Below are 19942 nucleotides of genomic sequence, written 5' to 3'. Positions count from 1 at the left end.
TCAAAAAATATTAAATATGTACTATGTGGAATTTCTATCATTTTATCAATCAATGTTTTTGAAAAATGTTAAAACTCTATTTTGAAGCTAGTTCAGCTTTTGCAGAAAGTAAAATTTTATACGAAAAAACTCCCGTTAACTCGAAATGAATGGGTCTTTACCAATCGCCTAGTGATCGAATCTGCTCACTGTCCGACTGCTGAAGAGTTATACTCCGTTTGGTATCAGAACAGCTCCAAAGGTATACCTGTGGAGTTTCTTGAACAATATATGACCGCCCAGACACTCGCGTGGTGGTATCAAAATTGCGGCCATTTGAAAGTAAAAGAAAATGGAACATTGGAGAAGCTGATTATCTCCACCGAGCAATGGTCTGAGGAAGAGCTTCGGTTACTTCAATATGTATTAAATATAAAATTCAACGTGCTGTTTGCGACAGACGGACAAAGAAGGCTTATTCTGTATGATCAGCTGCAAATCAAATACATCCTAAGCATAGTTGCACCTTGGATACATCCTTCGTTCTCCTATAAAGTGAGCAATTTGGAAGTTCACAAGCCAATTGCGAAACGGACAACTATACGGCTGCCCAATCAAATTTCCATTCCCGCACCTACTAGAGAAATCAATCAAATGATTCAGCAATATGCCCCCTCTATCAAAGTGACAAGAGACAACTTTCCAAGATTGAATTACGCCAGGCAAGAGAATAATGAATCTACACGCTATCAAGTGAGCCTTACTGAAGAGAACCGGCACGTCCTGTGTTCTGTCCAAGCCTGTACAGGTTTAACTTTGGGTGAGATTGTGCAAGAGTGTTTTCATCAGCATAACAGTATTTCGCCACGACCGCTGAATACATTGGATGATCTTTCTACTACACAGCAAAACATTATACTTGGTTCTATTATCGGGGACGGCATGCTGACGCATATTCCTACCAAAACCAAAGGGATTAGAAGCACATACAGCGAACACTTTTCTATTCAGCAGAAAGATTACCGGGCCTGGAAAGTCATGAAATTGGAACCGTATCTTTCTTTTTCTCATAAAGGTAATGTGATTAGTTCACGAGTCAATGATTTATGGCGTGAGCTGGAAGATGATTTTTACAGCAACAAAGAAGAAGGTAAATCAAGAGTTAAAAAACTGCCGAAACACCGTCTTGCTCATCTGAATGATTTGCACAGCCTGGCAACTATCTATATGGATGACGGTTCTCTAATGTTGACAACCCGTTTGAACCACAATAATAAAAAGATATTTATCACTCCTCATATAGCCCTGTATCTGCAAAATTTCACATATGAAGAATTAAAATCCTTAAGAGAACAAATCAATAATTTAACTTTAGCAGATTTTACACTTACGAAACGACCTGATGGTAATGGTTATTATTTACGCACAAATCGCACTGCAGATACATTATTGTTTCTTCAAGATATCCATCCCATTACAATCACTTGCCCTGCAATGAGCTATAAAACTAACTGGCAATATCGTTTCTATATGGAAACTCAAAAATGGCTTTGTAAATATCCTGAATATGAACTCATTACTAGCTCTAGAGATAGAATGCGACTTTATACACCAGAAGAAATAGCAACATTAATAGATATGAAACAAAAAGGTTGTACCATCCAACATATTGCTGATCGACTCGGACGTAGTTATTGGTCGATAGTTTATAAGACGCAGGATCTGCGGAATCAAAGTTTTATGTAAGTAAAAAGAGACTTCCGAAAAGAAGTCTCTTTTTGTAATGAAAGGGTCCTATTAACGTAGTAGTTGTAGAACGCCCTGCGGTTGCTGATTGGCTTGCGAGTAGTCCTATTGTCTCCAAATAGGCTCAGACTATATCTTCACCCACAGCATAACCTGTTTGGGGCTGGGCGCTTCGGACGGTGTTTTGCTTGTCCTACGGATTTCATCGTCATAGCCGTGAAGCCTTAGACGGTATATCCTAGTCGTTGAACCTTCTCCAGAGTTTCCTCACAGGAGCTTGGCTGCTGATTATCCATTGTTTCATCCCCATCATTTTCAGACCATCACGCTGACCGTTTCCAGTTACGTTGTGGTTGATGAGGTTTTAGGAAGTTCCAGCAATTCACCCAGTTATGCTCTTATCCATTACCAGATAAGACGCCCTTCGAATCATTATCTCAAGAGTTGTAAAACACCTTGAGGCATTTGATTGGATTGAGCCAACATTGCTTGTGCTGCTTGAGAAAGAATTGAATTCTTTGTTTGTTCCATCATTTCTTTCGCCATCGTGCGAACATTTACTTTCATAAATGACTAGACTATATCTTCACCCTCAACATGATTTGTTAGGGGTCGGGCACTTCGGATTCACAATGCTGATGGACATTGTTTCACCTACGGATTTCATCATCATAGCTTATCGCCTTAGATGGTGTATCCTAGTCGTTGAACCTTCTCCACTCTTTCGAGACAGGAGCTTGGCTGCTGATTGCCCAATCTCTCTTCTTTTCGACCATTCACGCTTGCCGTTTCCAGCTACGTTGTAGGGAAGTGAGTTTTAGGGGTTTCCAGCAATTCACCCGATAATTATCTCTAGCCGTTTCCAGCTAGGACGACTGTGCTTGTCACTGCTTATGCAGCTAAAGCATAATCTACGTCACGGATACGAGATTCCGCAGCAGTTAGGTTTTCAGAAGATGTGCTTAAGTTGTTGATTGTATGTTCTAAACGATTTTGGTTTGCACCAAGTTTTGAACGTTCTTCTGAAACTGTTTTTATAGCATTTTCAAGTGAAGTGACAGCATTTTGAGAATTTGCAGATGTACTAACATCTAAAGTATCTACTCCAAGAGCACCAGCTCTCATATCATTTACTCCAATTGTCATTGTTTGACCAGCGTTTGCGCCAATCATTAATGTAACTGAACCTCCGCCAGCTACTTCAAATGTATTATCAGTAGCAATGTCAGCAGTTAAACCTTCATTTATTGTTACGGAAACTCCTAATTCTGTAAAGTTAATATCTTTTGTTTCCATAGAACCTGCTGCTGGAGCACTTACATTAATAGTAGAAGATTTACCTAATGTTGTACTGCTAAGCGTAAGATCACCGGAAGCAGCATCAAATGCTAATGTATAGTCATTTGCTGCCTCAGCACCTGAAAAGAAATTTTTGTTATACCTGCTGCTGGTCCGACACCAGTATCAACGGCTGTAACACTTGATGCTAGATCACCATTTAGTAGTTTTTGTTTATTGAATTCCGTTGTATTACCAATACGAGTGATTTCAGTTGCTAATGCAGTGATTTCCTCTTGAATTGCATCTCTATCTTGATCAACATTAGTATCATTAGCTCCTTGCACAGCCAATTCACGCATACGTTGAAGAATGTCATGAGTTTCGTTCAAAGCACCTTCAGCTGTTTGAATCATGGAAATACCATCTTGAGCATTTTTAGATGCTTGATCTAATCCACGGATTTGACCACGCATTTTTTCAGAGATTGCTAGACCCGCTGCATCGTCTCCTGCTTTATTAATACGAAGACCTGAAGCTAGTTTCTCCATTGATTTAGATTGGTTAGTTGAAGCAGCGTTCAACTGACGATGTGTATTCAACGCCGCAATATTATGATTAATTCTCATTTTCATTTCCTCCTTGAGTGTGTGTAGGGTTTACTTCCTTGTGACCCTGAATTTTGTGGCGGTGTACGGAGCCGGCCGAACTCTTTCTCCCGCTTACAATAGTAATATCGGACAGGCTGATTAAGTGTTTAGTATATTTTTGAAGTATTTTATAATCTGTAGAAAAACAACGTATATATGTCATAAGTTTGTCCAGACGGAATTCTATACGCAAAAAAAGCATCGCTGCAGAATTTCTGCAGCGATACTTTGCAAATAGGAGATTATTCTTTTTTCATCAATTGCGCGAACAGATCCATATCAATCGTGAGTGCTTCTTTATTCGTCTCCGTAATCGACTGAACTAACTCCCCTCTAAGTATTTCAATAGATTTCGGCGCTTCAATGCCAATACGCACGGTATCTCCTTTGACTTCCAGAATTCGAATTTCTATATTGTCTGCAATTTGAATCGACTCGTTTACTTTACGTGACAAGACAAGCATGTCAGTTCCCTCCTTTGCCGACTGGGTGTCTGACAGTGAAACGCGGGTCGTTCAAAATCATTTGCTTGGCTTTTTTATTTGGAACATGAAAGATTAAAGGTGCCTGCAAGTTGATTGTGGACTCGTGATACGGCTGTTTCATGGACAGGATGCCTAGTACCATGATATCTTCCGGCTGACTGATCTCCAGCAGGTCAATCGTCGAATTATCTATTTCAAAAGTATAATCGGTTACGAGTGTGTATGGGTTGGCTACAATAAATGCAACGGATGGCTGCTTTGTTGATTGCAAAACTTGCAAAGAGTCACTGCCTTCGATCGGCAGCAATACGAACTCAGTTTCTGTTTCAAAGCCCGGGATTCCTTTTGGAAAGTGCCAGATTTCCGATGGATCAATTTCAATCGCTGCATGAAATTTCGTTTCAATTCTCATGTGATAAGCTGCTCCTCTATTAAATGTTATGTTAGTTACGGCGAAGGTACTTTATGTTCGTTAGTCGTTACACTTTCCAATCAATTTCAACGGACGGATACTGTTCCAATTTTGCTGTTACGTTGCCTGGCGTGTAGTTATGGATGGGTTTGTTTACTTGTGCATCTATTATCGGTTTCTGCGGTGTCACGTGTATATCCACGCGCCCTGCTGTAAAGCTTCTTTTTAATTGCAGCGGATTTCCTACAAAGCGGATGCCCAGCTCTGCCATTGGTTTTTCCGAGTTTTGCTTAATAATATCAGCCAAAGGGTTACCGCCATTTTCAATTTTCGCAAGCTGCATGCCTTCCTGTGCTCTGCGCGCAATGCCTTCTTGTACTTTTTGCTGGCTGTACTGCGCTACTTCGTCTCCCCGTCTGAACATACTCATTAAATCCAGGGCTGCCCGATTTTCTGTCGTATCAAGCGTCAGTTCGGACGGTGTGGTTGACATTTCAAGAATGGCTGCAGGCTGTTCGATATGCAGTGTTGCATTTGGCTGTTCAATTTCTTGTATTGGTTTATCAATCTGTAATCCAAGCCTGGCTGACGTTGTCTGGACTTGGAGCTGAGGGATATTCACGTCTGTCACCATCCTTTGCTTATCTTTATAAAAATAGCGGACACTATCAGCGTGTCCGCATTACTTTTTACCGCAAGAAATCCGTCAATGAAGGCTGGATAATACGCGCCCCTACCGATAATGTAGCCCGGTGGATTGACTCTGAAGTAATCAAATCCGTAATCGTTTTTTCATAGTCGATATCTTCGTTTTCAGAACGCTGCTTTTTCGCCGCACCTTCCTGCATCATCAGACGATTCTCCATAAGCTCTGCACGGTTGGAACGGGCACCTATATCTGCACGTTTCATTAACACATCGTCCAGCAGTCCATCAATTTTTTCGATTGCGGCACCGAAGTCATACTTGTCATCCGTGTCATTTTTTATATCAGTGAACAATTGATTGATATTATTAAACAAATCCGATGCATTCGTACTGACACGCAAGTCTACGCCATCAAATACTTCAATAGATACATTTTCTTTATAAGATGCGCCCGATTGATAATTGCCTGTAGCTTTGTCAAATAAAGGTTTGTCTGTCATCTTTCCGCTAAATATATGTTTGTCGCCGACTTTCGTATTCGCGAAGTCCTGCAGCTGATTTTGCAGTTGCTCTAATTCGATTTTAATCATATCCCGGTCACCAGCTGTCATCGTACCGGAATTGGCAGCATTTGTGGCTAATTCCCTGGCGCGGTGAAGCACTTGTCCCATCCCATCCAGCGCATCATCCGAACTGTCGAGCCAGTTATTCACTTCGCCTAAGTTTTTCTGATATTGCTCGACTCTGTTGACCTGCATGCCATAGCCAAGACTTTTCATGACGACGACTGGATCATCTGACGGTCGGTTCACTTTTTTCCCTGTATTCAGCTGTTCTTGCAGTTTTCCCATTTTATTGTAGCTGCTCGATAAATTGCGCAGCATGTTTTGAGATAGCATGGATTGTGTTACGCGCATGAAAGTTCCTCCTTAATTATCTGCCGACTGTACCCATTCCGTTAATGATTTTGTCAAGGGCTTCATCCATGACGGTGATCATACGGGCAGAGGCATTGTAAGCCTGCTGGAAGCGGATCATGTCGGTCATTTCTTCGTCGAGTGAGACGGAGCTGATGGAGTCGCGGCGGTTGGACACCGAAAGAAGAAGTGTTCCGGAGTTTTCGGCCATTTTTACGGCTTGCTGTCCTGCTACTCCGAGCTGTCCAATCGCTTGGGCAAAATATCCTTGTACACTAGAACCGCCAAGTGCTTCCAGTTTATTAAATAGTGCATTCCCTAGGTTTTGGGCGTTTTGTCCGTTACCTACTTCGGGATTGGTTGTTGGATCGGTGCTGTCTACTGGTTTCGATGTGGAAGCCGCCACTTTATTCGGATTGCTAATAATATTTTCATTCACTTTAATATTACTGGCAGATATCGGCTTCGTTCCATCAATGACCTTGAAAAACTCTTCTCCTGGTTTTCCGTCTAAATCTGTCGCATACACACCATTGGCAGGATCACCTTGATGAATCTTATTAAACTCCGTTGCAAATGCAGTAGCCATCTTGTCCAGTTTCGCAAGCATGTCTGGGTACATCCCTTTTACAGGCCCATCAGCCGTTTCTTTGTAGCCATACGATTCCACAAGCGATTTTAATTCTCCGCTTTTCTTCATATCCGCCACTGAAAGATCTGCGCCTCCGGCAGGTGCCCCGTTAAATGTAAAGCCTGTGATTTCTTTTGGCATTTCTCCGGTTGTTTCATTTTTACCGTTGATTGAGATATTGGAGAATGTGTTTTTTTGCAGTACTGTGATTGGTTTATCATTTGTCATGACTTTTATTGTGACTGTGCCTTCAGCAATTGCAGGTGCACGTCCGCCAGTCTTTTCATAGCTGACTTCAATCGGCAAATAAGTAGACAGCTGATCGAGCAGCCCGTCGCGGGCATCGTACAGATCATTAGGCAAATAGCCATTGGGTTCGACGTCTGCGATTTGTCTGTTCAGTTCCGTAATTTGCCCGAGTATCGAGTTAATATTAACGGCAGAGACATTAATTTCATCTCCGAGATTCGTTTTAATTTCAGCTATGGACTTAGAGATATAGTTGAATGAGTCAGCTACCGCCACACCGCGTTCTACCACGACCGCACGCGCTCCGCCGTTTTCCGGACTCGTCGCAAGCGTCTGCAGTGATTGCCAGAAATCCGTCAGTGATTGCTGTAAGCCATATTCAGAAGGCTCGCCGATTGCATCTTCCATTTGAGCAATCGCTTTTGTCTGTGATTCCCAGTACCCGAGTTTATTGGCCTCACTGCGGTACTGATGATCAACAAACGTATCACGAATCCGCTGAATGCTTCCTGCTTCAACGCCTGTCCCGAGAAATCCGGGCACCGTCCCTGCGTTCAGTCCTACTCCCGGGAATCCGGACGTGGCCTGCATGTTGACGCGCTGACGTGAATAGCCGGGGGTGTTGGCGTTGCCGATGTTATGCCCTGTCGTATAAAGAGCGGATTGCTGTGTGTACAATCCGCGTTTGCTGGTTTCCAGTCCCATGAATGTCGAGCGCATGATGTGTCCTCCTTATGCTTGGGAGTCGAATGAAGAGAGCTTCGTTTTGGCTCTGCTTTGTGACTGCCCCTGTACTTCATTTTTCGAATAGTTGACGGTTTCCGGACGCGGACGGACCATGTCCAGCGATAGATTCACGAATTGAAGAGATTGATAAGTCAGCTGCTGATTGAGTTCGTTTTGCCGTTTCAACTCATGAATCGCATGCAGGAGACGGTCCTTCGCCTCTGCTAACTGTTCTTTGTCCGGTGTGTCCGCCAGTTCGATTAATTGCGTCATGGTCGGTTCGGCAGGTACTGCACTTCCTTGTGCGGTCAAATACTGCTTTACTTCGTTCACGCGCTTCTGGTCCATTTGCACAATCGCCGCTAAATGGGCCTGCTCCTCTTTCAACAGCTGGTCAATCCCGTTGATATCACCGCTTTTCAGCAGTGCGGTCTTGTCGTTTGACAGACGGAGCAAGCTCATATGCAGTTTTTCCAGGTGATTGAGCGTTGTCAAAATCGGTTCAATGGACATGTGTATTCCTACTTTCTGTTAGTTCTTATTGAAATACGACAGCATACTCGAAGCGAGTTTGTTCGCATCGACCTGGTATTCTCCAGACTGTACTTGTGACTTCAATTCCTGAACGCGCTGTTGTCTGGCTGTTTCAATCGGTGAAGCCTGGGATAATTTTTTTGCTTCTGAAGAAATTTCAAGCTTATCCGTTTGTACTTGTGACGCCTGTTTAGTCTGTTCTGTTTTCAGCTGCTGATTGCGGTATGGGTTGATTGCCTGTGGTTTTACTCCATCGATCTTCATACGTCTCGCTCCTTTCATTGATACATTCTATTTTAGGTACTACTCTTTATGTCGGCAGATTTCACGTAATATTTAGAGCCTTTTGGACGAAAAAACGAGCAGGACGAACTGCTCGTTTCCCCATTGGTTCATCGTTCGCGTTTTTGTGTGTAGTACGTTGCTTTGTCTTTCGCCTCAATCGCCTCGCGCAATTCCGCCGCTGCATCAAATGTGCGCAAGTCCTGCTGGATTTCTTCTGTACATTTTGCACAAATTTTCCCGCTGGTCGTTAACGCGCCGCATTTGTCACATGGATAGCCGAGGTTCGGGAACAGTGCCGGCTGCAGTCTTCCTTTACGCACCCAGCGATGCAATAATTCCTGCGTGACACCCGTTACTTCGATGATCCGGTCGATATTCGCTGCACGGTTTTCCCGTTTGCGCAAAAACCGGTAGACCGTTTCATACATATCCTCTTCCGCCTGCGCACATGCGCCGCATACGTCCCGTAAACCTGTGTAATTAAATATTTTGCCGCAAGCCGGACAATTTCTTGCTTCCGCCATTTTATCACTTCTCTCTTATAGGTCTGAATAACGTCACAGCTTCCACCCGGCATACGCCCCGCTGTTTCAGTGCCTGTGCTGCGTGACGCAATGTCGTGCCGGTCGTGTAAATATCATCAACCAGCACGTATACTGCCTCATTACTTGGTATATCGGCTGTCGCCGTGAATAGTTCAGTCATCGCGAGACGTTCACTCCGCGTTTTTTCACCCATTACCGATTCTGTCGTTTTTTCCAGCAGCGTCTGATACGGAATGTTCGCTGCGCGGAGAAATGCATCCACTTGGGAAAAGGTGCGTTTCTTTTTATTCGCGGCATGCATCGGAATTGGCACGATGACTTTTTTCGGATGATTCAGCACGTGGCGCAATGGCTGTGCGAAAATGTCTGCGAGCGCAATGTCTTGCATGAACTTGAACTGATGCAGATAGTCTCTCGCTGCTTCATTATATGCATACAGCGAATGAACAGAATCGAGCCATTCATCTTGCGCCATGCTGTCAATCCGTTCAAATCGTTTCAGACAGCTTGGACAGGCAGAAGCGTCTTTTAGGATGCCGAGAAACTGCTGCCACGTCGGCACGTTGTCGAGAGGCTTGTCGCACAGTAAGCAATTCACTGCGGCACCTCCGTCCGGTTCAGCTTGCGGATTTCCCGTTTCGCTTCATCCATCGCGCTCGTAATGCCTTGATGGAACAGTACGAAGTCGCCTGATGTATGAGGCACCGAACGGCCGACCCGTCCGCCGATTTGAATAAGTGCCCCTTTATTGAAGATCGTTTGTTCAGCCCCGACGACCGCCACTTGCACGTTTGGAATCGTAATGCCGCGCTCAAGAATCGTTGTCGTCAGCAGCCCCGGAATTTCTTTTTGCCTGAGCAGCTGCACCCGCTCTTTCCTGTCCGCGTGTTCCGCGTGAACTGCACAGATCCGTTCGTCGAGCTGCTGAAACAGCGGTTCTGCAAGCTCCATCAGTTCGATTTGATGAAAGAAAATGAGAAACGGCAGCTGCTGTTCGAGGCATTCTTTCGTCCAGTCGAGCAGTTTCTTCGGAATGCGCTTCTTTTTCAGCTGCCGTTCGTAATTCCACAGTGCAGCGTTTCGCGGTACGGGTAACGGCTGGCCGTGATAGCGTCTCGCGAGAATGGAAATATTGCCCTGTTTTTTATTCATGGCGAGCAGTCTGCTGGAAGGGGTAGCTGTGACGAAGTGGATCGGTGCGTTTGGTTTCGCGGCTTTTCGCACGGCTTGCTGCAATGTTTCATCCGCAGTATACGGAAATGCATCAGCTTCGTCGACGAAAACCGCGTCGAATGCTTCGTGGAAACGGTAGAGCTGATGGGTCGTCGCAAGGATCAGCTGCGCGTCAACATGTTCCACATCCGCGCCGCCGTATAGGGCTTCTGTGCATGTGTCAGGAAATGCCGCGGTCAGACGGGGCATTAGTTCGAGAATAACGTCCACACGCGGCGCTGCGAGACAAACCCGTCTGCCTTCATTCAATAAATAGTGAATCGGCTGAAACAGCATTTCTGTCTTGCCTGAACCGCAGACGGCGTAAAGCAAATGCGAGACCCCTTGTTTCGTGCTTTCAAGCAGTTCATTCGCTGCTTTTTGCTGAGAAGGCGTCAGATTGCCTTGCCAGTTCATGCGGTGCTCAGTGGGAAATACAGGCTCGGTGCCTGTCCACGTCACCAGTTCAGAACAGCATGACACCCTCCCCATGTTGAGACAATTTCTGCAGTACGCACATGCTGATTCGCATTGTGCGCAGTCAAACACTGTAAAGCGCGCCGGATTTTCATTATGACAGCGCTGACATGTATAGCGGGTGCCGTGCCAGACCTTTTTCTTTTGCACGCCTTGTTGCACATGGATCTCTCCCCGGCTGATCGCTTCATCTACGAGGTCAGCGGGAAATGGCAGCAGATGACGCAGCCAGATGCGCCCTGCCAGGAATTGCTTGAGTGTTGCGCGTTCGGCCATACAGTTCCTCCTGTTCAGGTTCCGCGCCGTTTCACCCAGCCGAGTCCCATGGCCCCTTCGCCAAGATGGGTGCCGATGACCGGGCCAAAGTGGCTGACCGTGAAATCGACGTTCGGATGTTTTTCTTCTAATATATTCTTCCATGCTATTGCTTCCTCATAACGGTTCGCATGGATGATTACTGCGTCGAGCAATTGGTTCTTTGCGTCTTCCGCAAGCAAATCCGCGATTCGCTTCATCGCTTTTTTCGTCGTGCGGATTTTTTCAAACGGGACGATGACTTTGTCTTCAAAATGCAAAATGGGTTTCACTTGCAGCAGTCCGCCGACGAGCGCCTGTGCGCCGGACAGTCTGCCGCCGCGCTGAAGATGCGACAGGTCGTCCACCATAAAGTACGCACGCATCGTTTGTTTCATTTCTTCCAGTTCTTCTATAATCGCATGCGGGTGTACACCCTCTTTTGCCAGCTGCGCTGCGCGAATCGCGAAAAAGCCTTGGGGATAGGCAGATATTTCCGAATCAAACGTCAGCACTTCAATTTCCGGCACGAGCTCACCGGCCTGGCGCGCGCCCATATAGGTGCCGCTGATACCGCTTGAGAGGTGGATGGAAATGACAGCGTCGTAGTCTTTCGCGAGTTCGCTGTACAAGGCTTCAAAGTCACCGATCGCGGGCTGCGATGTTTTCGGCAGCGGGCCTTTGCCGCGCACCAGCTCATAAAATGCTTCGGTCGTGATGTCGGCGTCTTCTTTGAATTCTTTGCCGTCGATAGTCACGAGCAGCGGGATAGTCCGAATCCCCAGTTCTGCTTTTATATCATCCGGCACATACGCCGTAGTATCTGTCACAATCGCTGTTTTCAATATGATCAACTCCTGTCATTTATTCTACCTGAAATTCGTTGAGTTGGCATCTGTGAAGGGGGGATAGAAAGGAACTTGAGAGGCTGAATTTGTATTGGGGTGGGGATTAATGCAAAGATGTGCTCCCAACGCTTCGCTTATGCTCGCAAAAGCCGTTCTTCGTTACGGCTTTCGCTCTGGGCGGACGCTTTCCTGCGGGCATGGCTTAAGCCAAGCGAACAGCGAAGTGTTCGCTTTGCCGTATTTCTGCGTACTTTGCAGAAATTAAGGCACCTGTCCAGGGTCTCAAGCTCATGCTATTCCCGCGGGAGTCGCCGCCCGCCGCTCCAATCCTACGGGGTGAGTGGTGGCAGTTTTTGTTGTTCATTGAAGCTAGTGTTGGGATCTAGATTTACTTATTGACCCAGCAAGTACATTTTGAAACTACTTAATAAAAAGTGATGTGTTCACTCAGAACTGCTACGATGCACCCCAACAACAGGTACAGAACCGGCAACACGTAAGGGATTGGGGCGGAAGCCGGTCGACTCCGGGAGGATCAGCCCGACAGGCGAGACAACTAAGGAGCGCAGCGACAGTTGGCTCGCCGCGGGCCCTCCGGAAAGCGTACCGGCTGGAGCCCCAATCCCCACCCACTAACCAATTGAAGCCTATCCATTTACACTCTTCAAAACTACCAAACTGTCCCGCGTACCTCCATTTTCTAATGAGAGTTTATTCAATAAGACTATTCTTGCAGATAAGTATGAACATTATGGCTCAACTCCCCCATTCCAAGATGAACCCCAACCACAAGCACAGAACCGACAACACGTATGGGATTGGGGTGGAAGCCGGTCGACTCCGGGAGGATCAGCCCGACAGGCGAGACAACTAAGGAGCGCAGCGACAGTTGGCTCGCCGCGGGCCCTCCGGTTAGCGTACCGGCTGGAGCCCCTATCCCCACCCACTAGCCACTTGAAGCCTATCCACTTTCAAACTTACAGAACATTCACTTTCATGCTATCGTATAGATAGACCATACATTTCAAGGAGGCGTTTGATTATGCAAGAGATTACGTATGAACAGCGGGACTCGGTAGCTTATGTGATGCTGAACCGGCCTGAGTCGATGAACGCGTTTAACTTCCAAATGCTGCTCGAGCTCGGGCAAGTGGTAGAAGGCATCCGGATCGATCCCGAAGTGCGTGCTGTTGTGTTTTTAGGAAGCGGCGACCGGGCGTTTAGCGTCGGAGCCGACTTGAAAGAACGGAAGACACTGACCGAAGCACAAGTGCGGCGAAACTTGAATAAAATCGGCGATGTCTTCACGATGATCGACCAATTGCCGCAGCCGACGATTGCTGCCATCAACGGCTTTGCATTTGGCGGCGGCATGGAACTCGCGCTTGCTTGTGATTTCCGCATTGCCGCAGACAGCGCGGTGATGGGACTGACGGAAACGGGACTGGCGATTATTCCCGGGGCCGGCGGAACGCAGCGGCTGCCCCGTTTAATTGGTGAAGCAAAAGCGATGGAGCTGATTTTGACGGCGCGGCGAATTGCAGCGGATGAAGCGCTGCGTATTGGCCTCGTGACACAAACTGTTCCGCTTGCGTCACTCGAGGACACGGTGTCCAAGTTTTTGGATTCATTGCTTGCCAACGGACCGGTTGCGGTTCAACAGGCGAAGTTTGCGATTAAGCAAGGGATGATGGCGGATTTGCAGACCGGGCTTGCGATTGAGCGGAAGGCGTATGAGATGACGCTGCCGACGGAGGACCGCGTGGAAGCGCTGATTGCTTTTTCGGAGAAGCGGAAGCCTGTGTTTAAGGGGAAATAGGTGTTGGGTCGTTTTGCGTTATGAGCGGTTGGCTGCCTTGATTGAGCGCTTGAAGAAATTTAAGAGCGGTCAGCGGCTCGTTATGAGCGCTTGGCGGAATCTATGAGCGAATGACGGAGAGGTATGAGCGCTTGCCGGGGTTTTATGAGCGCCAGACAGAATTCACGCGCACATGAATGCGGAAGCCTATGTTTAAGAGGAAATAAATGTTTTCGGAGTGCGTTATGAGCGGTTGGCTGCCTTGATTGAGCGCTTGAAGAAATCTAAGAGCGGTCAGCGCTCGGTATGAGCGCTTGGCGGAATCTATGAGCGGATGCGGGAGAGGTATGAGCGCTTGCCGGAGTTTTATGAGCGCCTGACATGATTCACGCGCACATGAATGCGGAAGCCTGTGTTTAAGGGGAAATATGTGTTTTCGGGGTGCGCTATGAGCGGTTGGCTGCCTTGATTGAGCGCTTGAAGTAATCTAAGAGCGGTCAGCGGCTTGGTATGAGCGCTTGGCGGAATCTATGAGCGGTCAGCGGCTTGGTATGAGCGCTTGGCGGAATCTATGAGCGGTTGACGGAGAGGTATGAGCGCTTGCGGGGGTTTTATGAGCGCCAGACAGAATTCACACATCCAAAAACAAAGAGATTGTCGAAAAAAGACCTGATTTCAGGGCTTTCCAGACAATCTCTTTATAATTTATCCGACTGAATACGCTGCAGCCGCTGATTTCGGCGTGCGGCGGTCCATGCTTCAGACAGCTGCTTCACCTTCAGCTGGATATCCGGCAACAGGTCATAGCTTCTATGTAATTGCACCGTGACGAGTGCCTGATTCAGCGCGATGTACAGCAGAAAAAGGCGCTCGCCTTCTTCCGTGCCGTGATCGATGACAGCCATCAGCTCGAACAGCGCATACTGAAGTTTTTTCATCGGCTCGGAAATATCGGGGTCCGTCTGCCGCTCCACTTCGCTTTCTGCATCCGCCAGCACATTGCTCATTTCATTCAGCAGCTCGATCATCGTGTCAATCATCGGGGTCGTCGTGACAGCGGTTGCTTGATACACTTCAATCGCACGTTTTGTGTACATGCGGGCTCACTCCAAATGTTTTACTTTTATTATCGTCCCTTCTCGTTCATTTTACATGAAACCCACCGATATAAATGAAGACATACTATAGAAAAGCAAAAGTGGGTGAAGGGATGCGAATAAATAGCTCAGAACATATTGCGCTTTCCTCGAATCGGATGCAGCGGAATGCAACGGCCATGGAGAAGACGCTTATGAAGCTCAGCACGGGGTCGAAGGTAGAAAAAGGAAGTCAAAACGCTTCCGGACTGGCTATTTCCGAGACGATGCGGGCTCAGATTAAGGGATTATCCCAGGCGCAGCGCAATATGCAAGACGGACTTTCCGTGCTGGAAGTGTCCAATGAAGGCTTGAATAATATCAATAATTTACTGCAGCGCGGACGTGAACTCGCGGTGGCTGCTGCGAATGGCACATTGACGGACGATGACCGAAAAGCGGGCGCTGAAGAACTTTCGCAAATCATGGGCGCAGTAAATGATACGGCCGGAAAACTGGAATTCAATACGATGAAAATACTAGGCGACAATACAGCGATTAAGCTGCAAGTCGGCGCCAATCCCGGACAGCAAATGACAATCGGCAATATTAATGTCAGCACTGCAAAATTAGGTCTGGATGGAGCGTCAATCGCTACACAATCAGATGCATCAGCTTTAATCAAAACACTTGATAAGGCGATTGGCACGGTTTCAAGCACGCTGACGAAAGTAGGCTCTGAGATGGAAGGCATTCAGCACCATCTGACGAATGCGTTAGTGTTTGAAAATAATTTATCTGCATCTCTCTCGAATTTGGCGGATACAGACATGGCGAAGGAAATGATGACGTTCGTTCAGCAGGATATTCGCACGAAAGGTGATCAGATGCTGATTAACTCGGTCAACAGTAATTTGAAAGAGACGATTTCATTGCTGAAATAAACGAAAACCCTTCCGCGATTATTTGGAAGGGTTTTTCATGTTGTCACAGCGCGGATTTTTTCCTACTTCCCCTGCTGCCCAGGCGACCTTGGTCAAGATGGCGGTTGCGCCTTGACGGTCGGCTTCGTGGGCTGCGCGGACGTAGGCGCTGTTGGATTCGTGGACGACGTATTGCGGTTTGACGTTGTTCAGCGTCATGGCGAGTACGTCGTTCAGGCATTGTTCGCATGTACACGGCATGTTGAGCTCGTTTTTATATTTGGTAATCACGTCACGGACTACGATTTCCATAATATTATGCACTTTCATGATTGGTAACTCCTTTGCGTTGTTGCGCAGGGTGTAAGGATTGGAGACTTGGAGTAGGTGGATAGTGTGCTGGACGCCGTTGATTTCCGTTGCGGGCGGACGCGTTCGGGAGGGCCCGCGGTGAGCCAACTGTTCGCTTCGCTCTCTTAGTTGTCTCACCTGTCGGATTGATCCTCCCCGAGTCGCCACCCTCCACTCCAATCAACTGGATAGCAGATTACCATGTGCAGCACATAGAATTTACACCTGATTCAGAACAATTAACATACAAACTGTCAATGTACTGGCTATTTGACTTCAACTACCCATATTCCCCAAAACCACTAGCCAAACTCCATCCTCACTCACTTAGAAAGAATAATCTTCTTCTTCAACAGCTCTTTCCCGGAAATCCCAGGTTTCGTCATCTCGAATGGGTGCAGGATCTGGTCGAGTTCTTCTTTTGTCAGCACTTTTTTCTCGATGCACAGTTCACGGATTGATTTGTTCGACAGCAGTGCTTCTTTTGCGATTTGTGATGCTACTTCATAGCCTACGTGCGGATTGATCGCCGTGATGACGCCGATGCTCTTTTCCACGTATTCTTCCAAGTGCTCTACGTTCGCTTTGATGCCGTCTAGGCAATAATCGCGGAATGCGCCGAAGACGTTTGTCATGATTTTTAATGATTGCAGCAAGTTAAACACTAGCACCGGCTCCATGACGTTGAGCTCGAACTGTCCTGCTTCTGATGCGAGTGCGATGGTCATATCGTTGCCGACTACTTGGAACGATACTTGGTTCATCACTTCCGCCATTACCGGGTTCACTTTCCCTGGCATGATGGATGATCCCGGCTGTCTTGCAGGCAAAGAAATCTCCGACAATCCTGTGCGCGGACCCGATGCCATCAGGCGCAGGTCATTACAAATTTTAGACTGGTTCAGCATCGTGCCGCGCAGCGCAGCGGATACTTGAACGTAGGAGTCTGTGTTTTGTGTAGCGTCAACGAGATGTGTGGATGATTTTAATTGGAAACCGCTGTTTTCAGAAAGATAGCTGGCTACTTTTTCGATGTACAGCGGATCCGCGTTCAAGCCTGTTCCTACTGCCGTTGCTCCCATGTTGATTTCATACAAATAGACGCGTGACACACGAATACGTTCGATATCACGGCGCAGGACCATGGCATAGGCTTCGAATTCTTGCCCTAGACGGATGGGAACCGCGTCTTGCAGGTGTGTACGGCCCATTTTCAGGACGGATTGGAATTCGATTGATTTTTTCAAATATGTTTTATGAAGCGATTCCATAACTTCGAGCAATTTGTCGACTTTCATTAATGTCGCGATATGTATCGCAGTCGGGAATGCGTCATTTGTGGATTGTGCCATATTCACGTGCGAGTTTGGACTGATAATGTCATATTCGCCTTTTTCATGTCCGAGAATTTCAAGTGCACGGTTCGCGATTACTTCATTGGCATTCATATTGACCGATGTGCCTGCACCGCCCTGGATAGGATCGACGAGGAACTGGTCGCGTAATGCGCCGTTGATTACTTCTTCAGATGCCTGGATAATTGCTTCCGCAAGATCAGCGTCCAGCTGGCCGATGTCACGGTTTGCCTGTGCTGCTGACTTTTTGACGATTGCGATTGCACGGATCAGGTCGCGGTTGACGCGGTAGCCAGTAATCGGGAAGTTTTCTGCCGCCCGCAGTGTCTGAATACCATAATACGCGTCTTTTGGCACCTTCTTTTCACCGATAAAATCCTTCTCTATTCTGTATAGTAATTGCTCTTCCATGATGCAGAACCTCTTCTCAAATATTTTTTATGCGTACGATTCGTATCTCATTATACACATATTTATTTTCATGTATAGACGAATTAACATACATCTTCATATTACCTCACAGATAGCGTCTAAACCACCCAGTAATCTCTTGTAATCGGGCTATTCGAAGGTTCGGTTTGCCGGTTCTTGATAAATTATGGTCAGATTCCGGAAAACGCACGAATTCCGTTTCTTTGCCCAAGTCTTTTAATGTAATGAACAACTGCTCGGCCTGCTCAATCGGGCATGTGAAATCCCGTTCCGCATGCAAAATCAATAACGGCGTCTCTACCTGCTCTGCATATTTCAGCGGAGAGTGCTTCCATAAGGTATCCGCATCTCTCATATCCGCTTTCAGATGCCATTCAGTGAAATAATAGCCGATATCGGATACGCCGAAGAAACTGATCCAGTTGCTGATGGAGCGCTGGGTGACTGCCGCTTTAAAACGGTTCGTATGCCCGACAATCCAGTTCGTCATAAAGCCGCCGTAGCTGCCGCCGGTGACGCCGAGTCTCGTTTCATCGATCCACGTTTCATTTGCCAGCACTTCATCGACTCCCGCCATAATATCTTCGTATGCAGCGCCGCCATAATCTCCGCGCACCGCGTCCACAAATTCCTGACTGTACCCGTGGCTGCCGCGCGGATTGAGATAGAGCACGCCGTAGCCTTCCGCCGCCAGCAGCTGCATTTCATGAAAATACGTACAGCCGTACATCGCATGCGGCCCGCCATGGATTTCTACTATAAGCGGATAGCGGCTGCCTTCCTTAAAATTGGCAGGCTTCATCAGCCAGCCTTGAATATTCATATCCCCGTTCGTGTAATGAATCGTTTCCGGCGTTACGAGTCTGACTTTCTTCAGCCAGCCTTCATTACATGAAGTCAGTGCCTTTCGTTCCCCCGTCGCGATCGTCTGAAGATACAGCTCGCCCGGGTTCGTCGCCGTACTTACCGCAACGAGCGCAAATTCACCGGTTGACGATACATCGTAGCCGTACACATGCTCTTCTTCCCCCGTCGCCGGATAGATGGCGCCGTCCAGTGTCGCCGCATATAAACGGACGTCGCCCATGCTCGACAGCTGGAAGTAGAGCTGCTCGTCGTCGGTCCATACAACGCCTGGCGCGTAAAGTTGCTGCAAGTGATCGGAAATGCACTCATCTCCAACCGGCGCGTCAATTCCCGCGGTCAAATTCATCGTCAGGCCGTCCGTCCGGTCATAGACGAAAACATCTGTCTGAGTAACGTTTTGGTACGTCATATCGAACCCTGTATAGGCGATGTAGCGGTCGTCTTTTGAGAACTGCACTTTGCCGAAATAGCCTTGCTGATCCAGAATAACAGTTTCGTCTCTCGTTTCAATTTCTACAAGAACGAGCGGCGTACTGAAATCGTAATCCGTCTGCTCCTTGCGGTTGACACCGATCACCAGATACTTGCCGTCATGAGACACCGCTTCCAATGAATGATCAAACGGTTCGGCTGTAAAATTACATACTGCGCACGTCGCGAGATCGACATAACCGATTTGTGCATGCTGATCTTGCGGCAGCACACCGGTAAAGTCTGCTTTATATTTCATTTTCGTCACGCGGATCGGCTGCGGAAATGTTTCTTCTTTCTTCACCGTCGTCGCGAAGGTTTCACCCGTCCTGATCGTGCCGGTAAACCAGATTTTCTTGCCGCATGGCGACCATTCAAATGAATCAATTCCTTCTTTGCAGTCAGTGAGCACACGCGCTTCCCCGCCGGCTTTTTGCATGACGTACAGCTGATTCGTTCCGGTACGGTTTGATAAAAACGCCAGCTGTCTGCCGTCAGCGGACCATTTCGCTGCACTCACCAGCTGCTTGCCGAACGTCCACTGTGTCACATTGCCGGTCTGCAAGTCGATATGATGAATCGCAGAGTAGTACGTATTATCTTCTCTATTCATTTTTGTCACTGTCACTGCAGCTTCCTGATTATTCGGCGCAAGCACCGGATTCGTCACCGATTTCGTTTCAAACAGATCTTCCGCCGCTACACATCGTTTCTCCATGTAATCCCTCCTGTTAGTTGAGATCTTCTCCTTAA

At 47.3% G+C, this 19942-nt stretch carries 18 protein-coding genes and 2 pseudogenes; 3 read left to right on the top strand and 17 right to left on the bottom strand.

The features are described 5' to 3' along the window. Positions 1-81 precede the first annotated feature (81 nt). The gene (locus SporoP37_RS13165; protein WP_085431197.1) at positions 82-1725 is read left to right on the top strand and encodes a hypothetical protein; all 1644 of its coding nucleotides are present in this window, start codon (positions 82-84) and stop codon (positions 1723-1725) included. A 432-nt stretch (positions 1726-2157) separates the two neighbouring features. Here SporoP37_RS13165 and SporoP37_RS13160 read toward each other — a convergent pair. The 13 genes and pseudogenes from SporoP37_RS13160 to SporoP37_RS13095 all read right to left on the bottom strand — a co-directional run. Beyond that, positions 2158-2271, bottom strand: a pseudogene (locus SporoP37_RS13160) (flagellin); the annotation flags it as partial. 345 nt (positions 2272-2616) lie between these two features. After that, positions 2617-3632: pseudogene (locus SporoP37_RS17750) on the bottom strand (flagellin N-terminal helical domain-containing protein). Positions 3633-3895: 263 nt separating this feature from the next. After that, positions 3896-4117, bottom strand: coding sequence for a carbon storage regulator CsrA (csrA, locus tag SporoP37_RS13145; RefSeq protein ID WP_085431194.1), 222 nt, complete (start codon positions 4115-4117; stop codon positions 3896-3898). 1 nt (position 4118) lies between these two features. Beyond that, a complete protein-coding gene (gene fliW, locus SporoP37_RS13140; RefSeq protein WP_085431193.1) occupies positions 4119-4550 on the bottom strand; it encodes a flagellar assembly protein FliW in 432 nt (143 codons plus the stop codon). A 67-nt stretch (positions 4551-4617) separates the two neighbouring features. Next, positions 4618-5172 carry a DUF6470 family protein gene (locus SporoP37_RS13135; RefSeq protein ID WP_099662762.1) on the bottom strand — a complete coding sequence of 185 codons (555 nt, stop codon included), beginning with the start codon at positions 5170-5172 and terminating at the stop codon, positions 4618-4620. 67 nt (positions 5173-5239) lie between these two features. Then, the gene (gene flgL, locus SporoP37_RS13130) at positions 5240-6115 is read right to left on the bottom strand and encodes a flagellar hook-associated protein FlgL (protein WP_085431191.1); all 876 of its coding nucleotides are present in this window, start codon (positions 6113-6115) and stop codon (positions 5240-5242) included. Between the two features lie 16 nt (positions 6116-6131). Beyond that, entirely contained in the window at positions 6132-7715 is a 1584-nt protein-coding gene (gene flgK / locus SporoP37_RS13125; RefSeq protein WP_085431190.1) for a flagellar hook-associated protein FlgK, read from the bottom strand. Between the two features lie 12 nt (positions 7716-7727). After that, positions 7728-8234, bottom strand: a complete 507-nt coding sequence (locus SporoP37_RS13120; RefSeq protein WP_085431189.1) for a flagellar protein FlgN — start codon at positions 8232-8234, stop codon at positions 7728-7730. Between the two features lie 18 nt (positions 8235-8252). Then, complete coding sequence (gene flgM, locus SporoP37_RS13115) at positions 8253-8519, bottom strand: flagellar biosynthesis anti-sigma factor FlgM (protein WP_158233631.1); 267 nt, start codon at positions 8517-8519, stop codon at positions 8253-8255. Between the two features lie 128 nt (positions 8520-8647). After that, positions 8648-9064: a TIGR03826 family flagellar region protein gene (locus SporoP37_RS13110; protein WP_085431187.1), complete on the bottom strand. Its 417-nt coding sequence runs from the start codon at positions 9062-9064 to the stop codon at positions 8648-8650. Positions 9065-9068: 4 nt separating this feature from the next. Beyond that, positions 9069-9683 (bottom strand): ComF family protein, encoded by a 615-nt coding sequence (locus SporoP37_RS13105; RefSeq protein ID WP_085431186.1) that lies wholly within the window; start codon positions 9681-9683, stop codon positions 9069-9071. Further along, a complete protein-coding gene (locus SporoP37_RS13100; protein WP_198160027.1) occupies positions 9680-11050 on the bottom strand; it encodes an ATP-dependent helicase ComFA in 1371 nt (456 codons plus the stop codon). The genes SporoP37_RS13105 and SporoP37_RS13100 overlap by 4 nt, the downstream gene beginning before the upstream one ends. Positions 11051-11064: 14 nt before the next feature. Next, positions 11065-11913 carry a DegV family protein gene (locus SporoP37_RS13095; RefSeq protein ID WP_085431185.1) on the bottom strand — a complete coding sequence of 283 codons (849 nt, stop codon included), beginning with the start codon at positions 11911-11913 and terminating at the stop codon, positions 11065-11067. A 1045-nt stretch (positions 11914-12958) separates the two neighbouring features. Between SporoP37_RS13095 and SporoP37_RS13090 the strand changes: the two genes are divergently transcribed. Further along, positions 12959-13735, top strand: a complete 777-nt coding sequence (locus SporoP37_RS13090; RefSeq protein WP_081244095.1) for an enoyl-CoA hydratase-related protein — start codon at positions 12959-12961, stop codon at positions 13733-13735. Between the two features lie 677 nt (positions 13736-14412). On the opposite strand, the gene SporoP37_RS13085 is transcribed toward SporoP37_RS13090, so the two are convergent. Then, positions 14413-14811 carry a flagellar protein FliS gene (locus tag SporoP37_RS13085; RefSeq protein WP_085431184.1) on the bottom strand — a complete coding sequence of 133 codons (399 nt, stop codon included), beginning with the start codon at positions 14809-14811 and terminating at the stop codon, positions 14413-14415. A gap of 179 nt (positions 14812-14990) precedes the next feature. Between SporoP37_RS13085 and SporoP37_RS13080 the strand changes: the two genes are divergently transcribed. Beyond that, positions 14991-15734: a flagellin gene (locus tag SporoP37_RS13080; protein WP_232329767.1), complete on the top strand. Its 744-nt coding sequence runs from the start codon at positions 14991-14993 to the stop codon at positions 15732-15734. An 18-nt stretch (positions 15735-15752) separates the two neighbouring features. Here the strand turns inward: SporoP37_RS13080 and SporoP37_RS13075 are convergent, their stop codons facing one another. The 3 genes from SporoP37_RS13075 to SporoP37_RS13065 form a co-directional block, all read right to left on the bottom strand. Further along, positions 15753-16043: a late competence development ComFB family protein gene (locus SporoP37_RS13075; RefSeq protein ID WP_085431182.1), complete on the bottom strand. Its 291-nt coding sequence runs from the start codon at positions 16041-16043 to the stop codon at positions 15753-15755. Between the two features lie 344 nt (positions 16044-16387). Continuing rightward, a complete protein-coding gene (aspA, locus tag SporoP37_RS13070) occupies positions 16388-17833 on the bottom strand; it encodes an aspartate ammonia-lyase (RefSeq protein WP_081244093.1) in 1446 nt (481 codons plus the stop codon). Positions 17834-17936: 103 nt separating this feature from the next. Beyond that, complete coding sequence (locus SporoP37_RS13065; protein ID WP_085431181.1) at positions 17937-19907, bottom strand: S9 family peptidase; 1971 nt, start codon at positions 19905-19907, stop codon at positions 17937-17939. Positions 19908-19942 lie beyond the last annotated feature (35 nt).

The sequence above is a fragment of the Sporosarcina sp. P37 genome, from assembly GCF_002109365.1.
Lineage (GTDB): Bacteria > Bacillota > Bacilli > Bacillales_A > Planococcaceae > Sporosarcina.
Note: the sequence above shows the minus strand (reverse complement) of the source record. Positions and strands in the feature narration are given on the sequence as shown.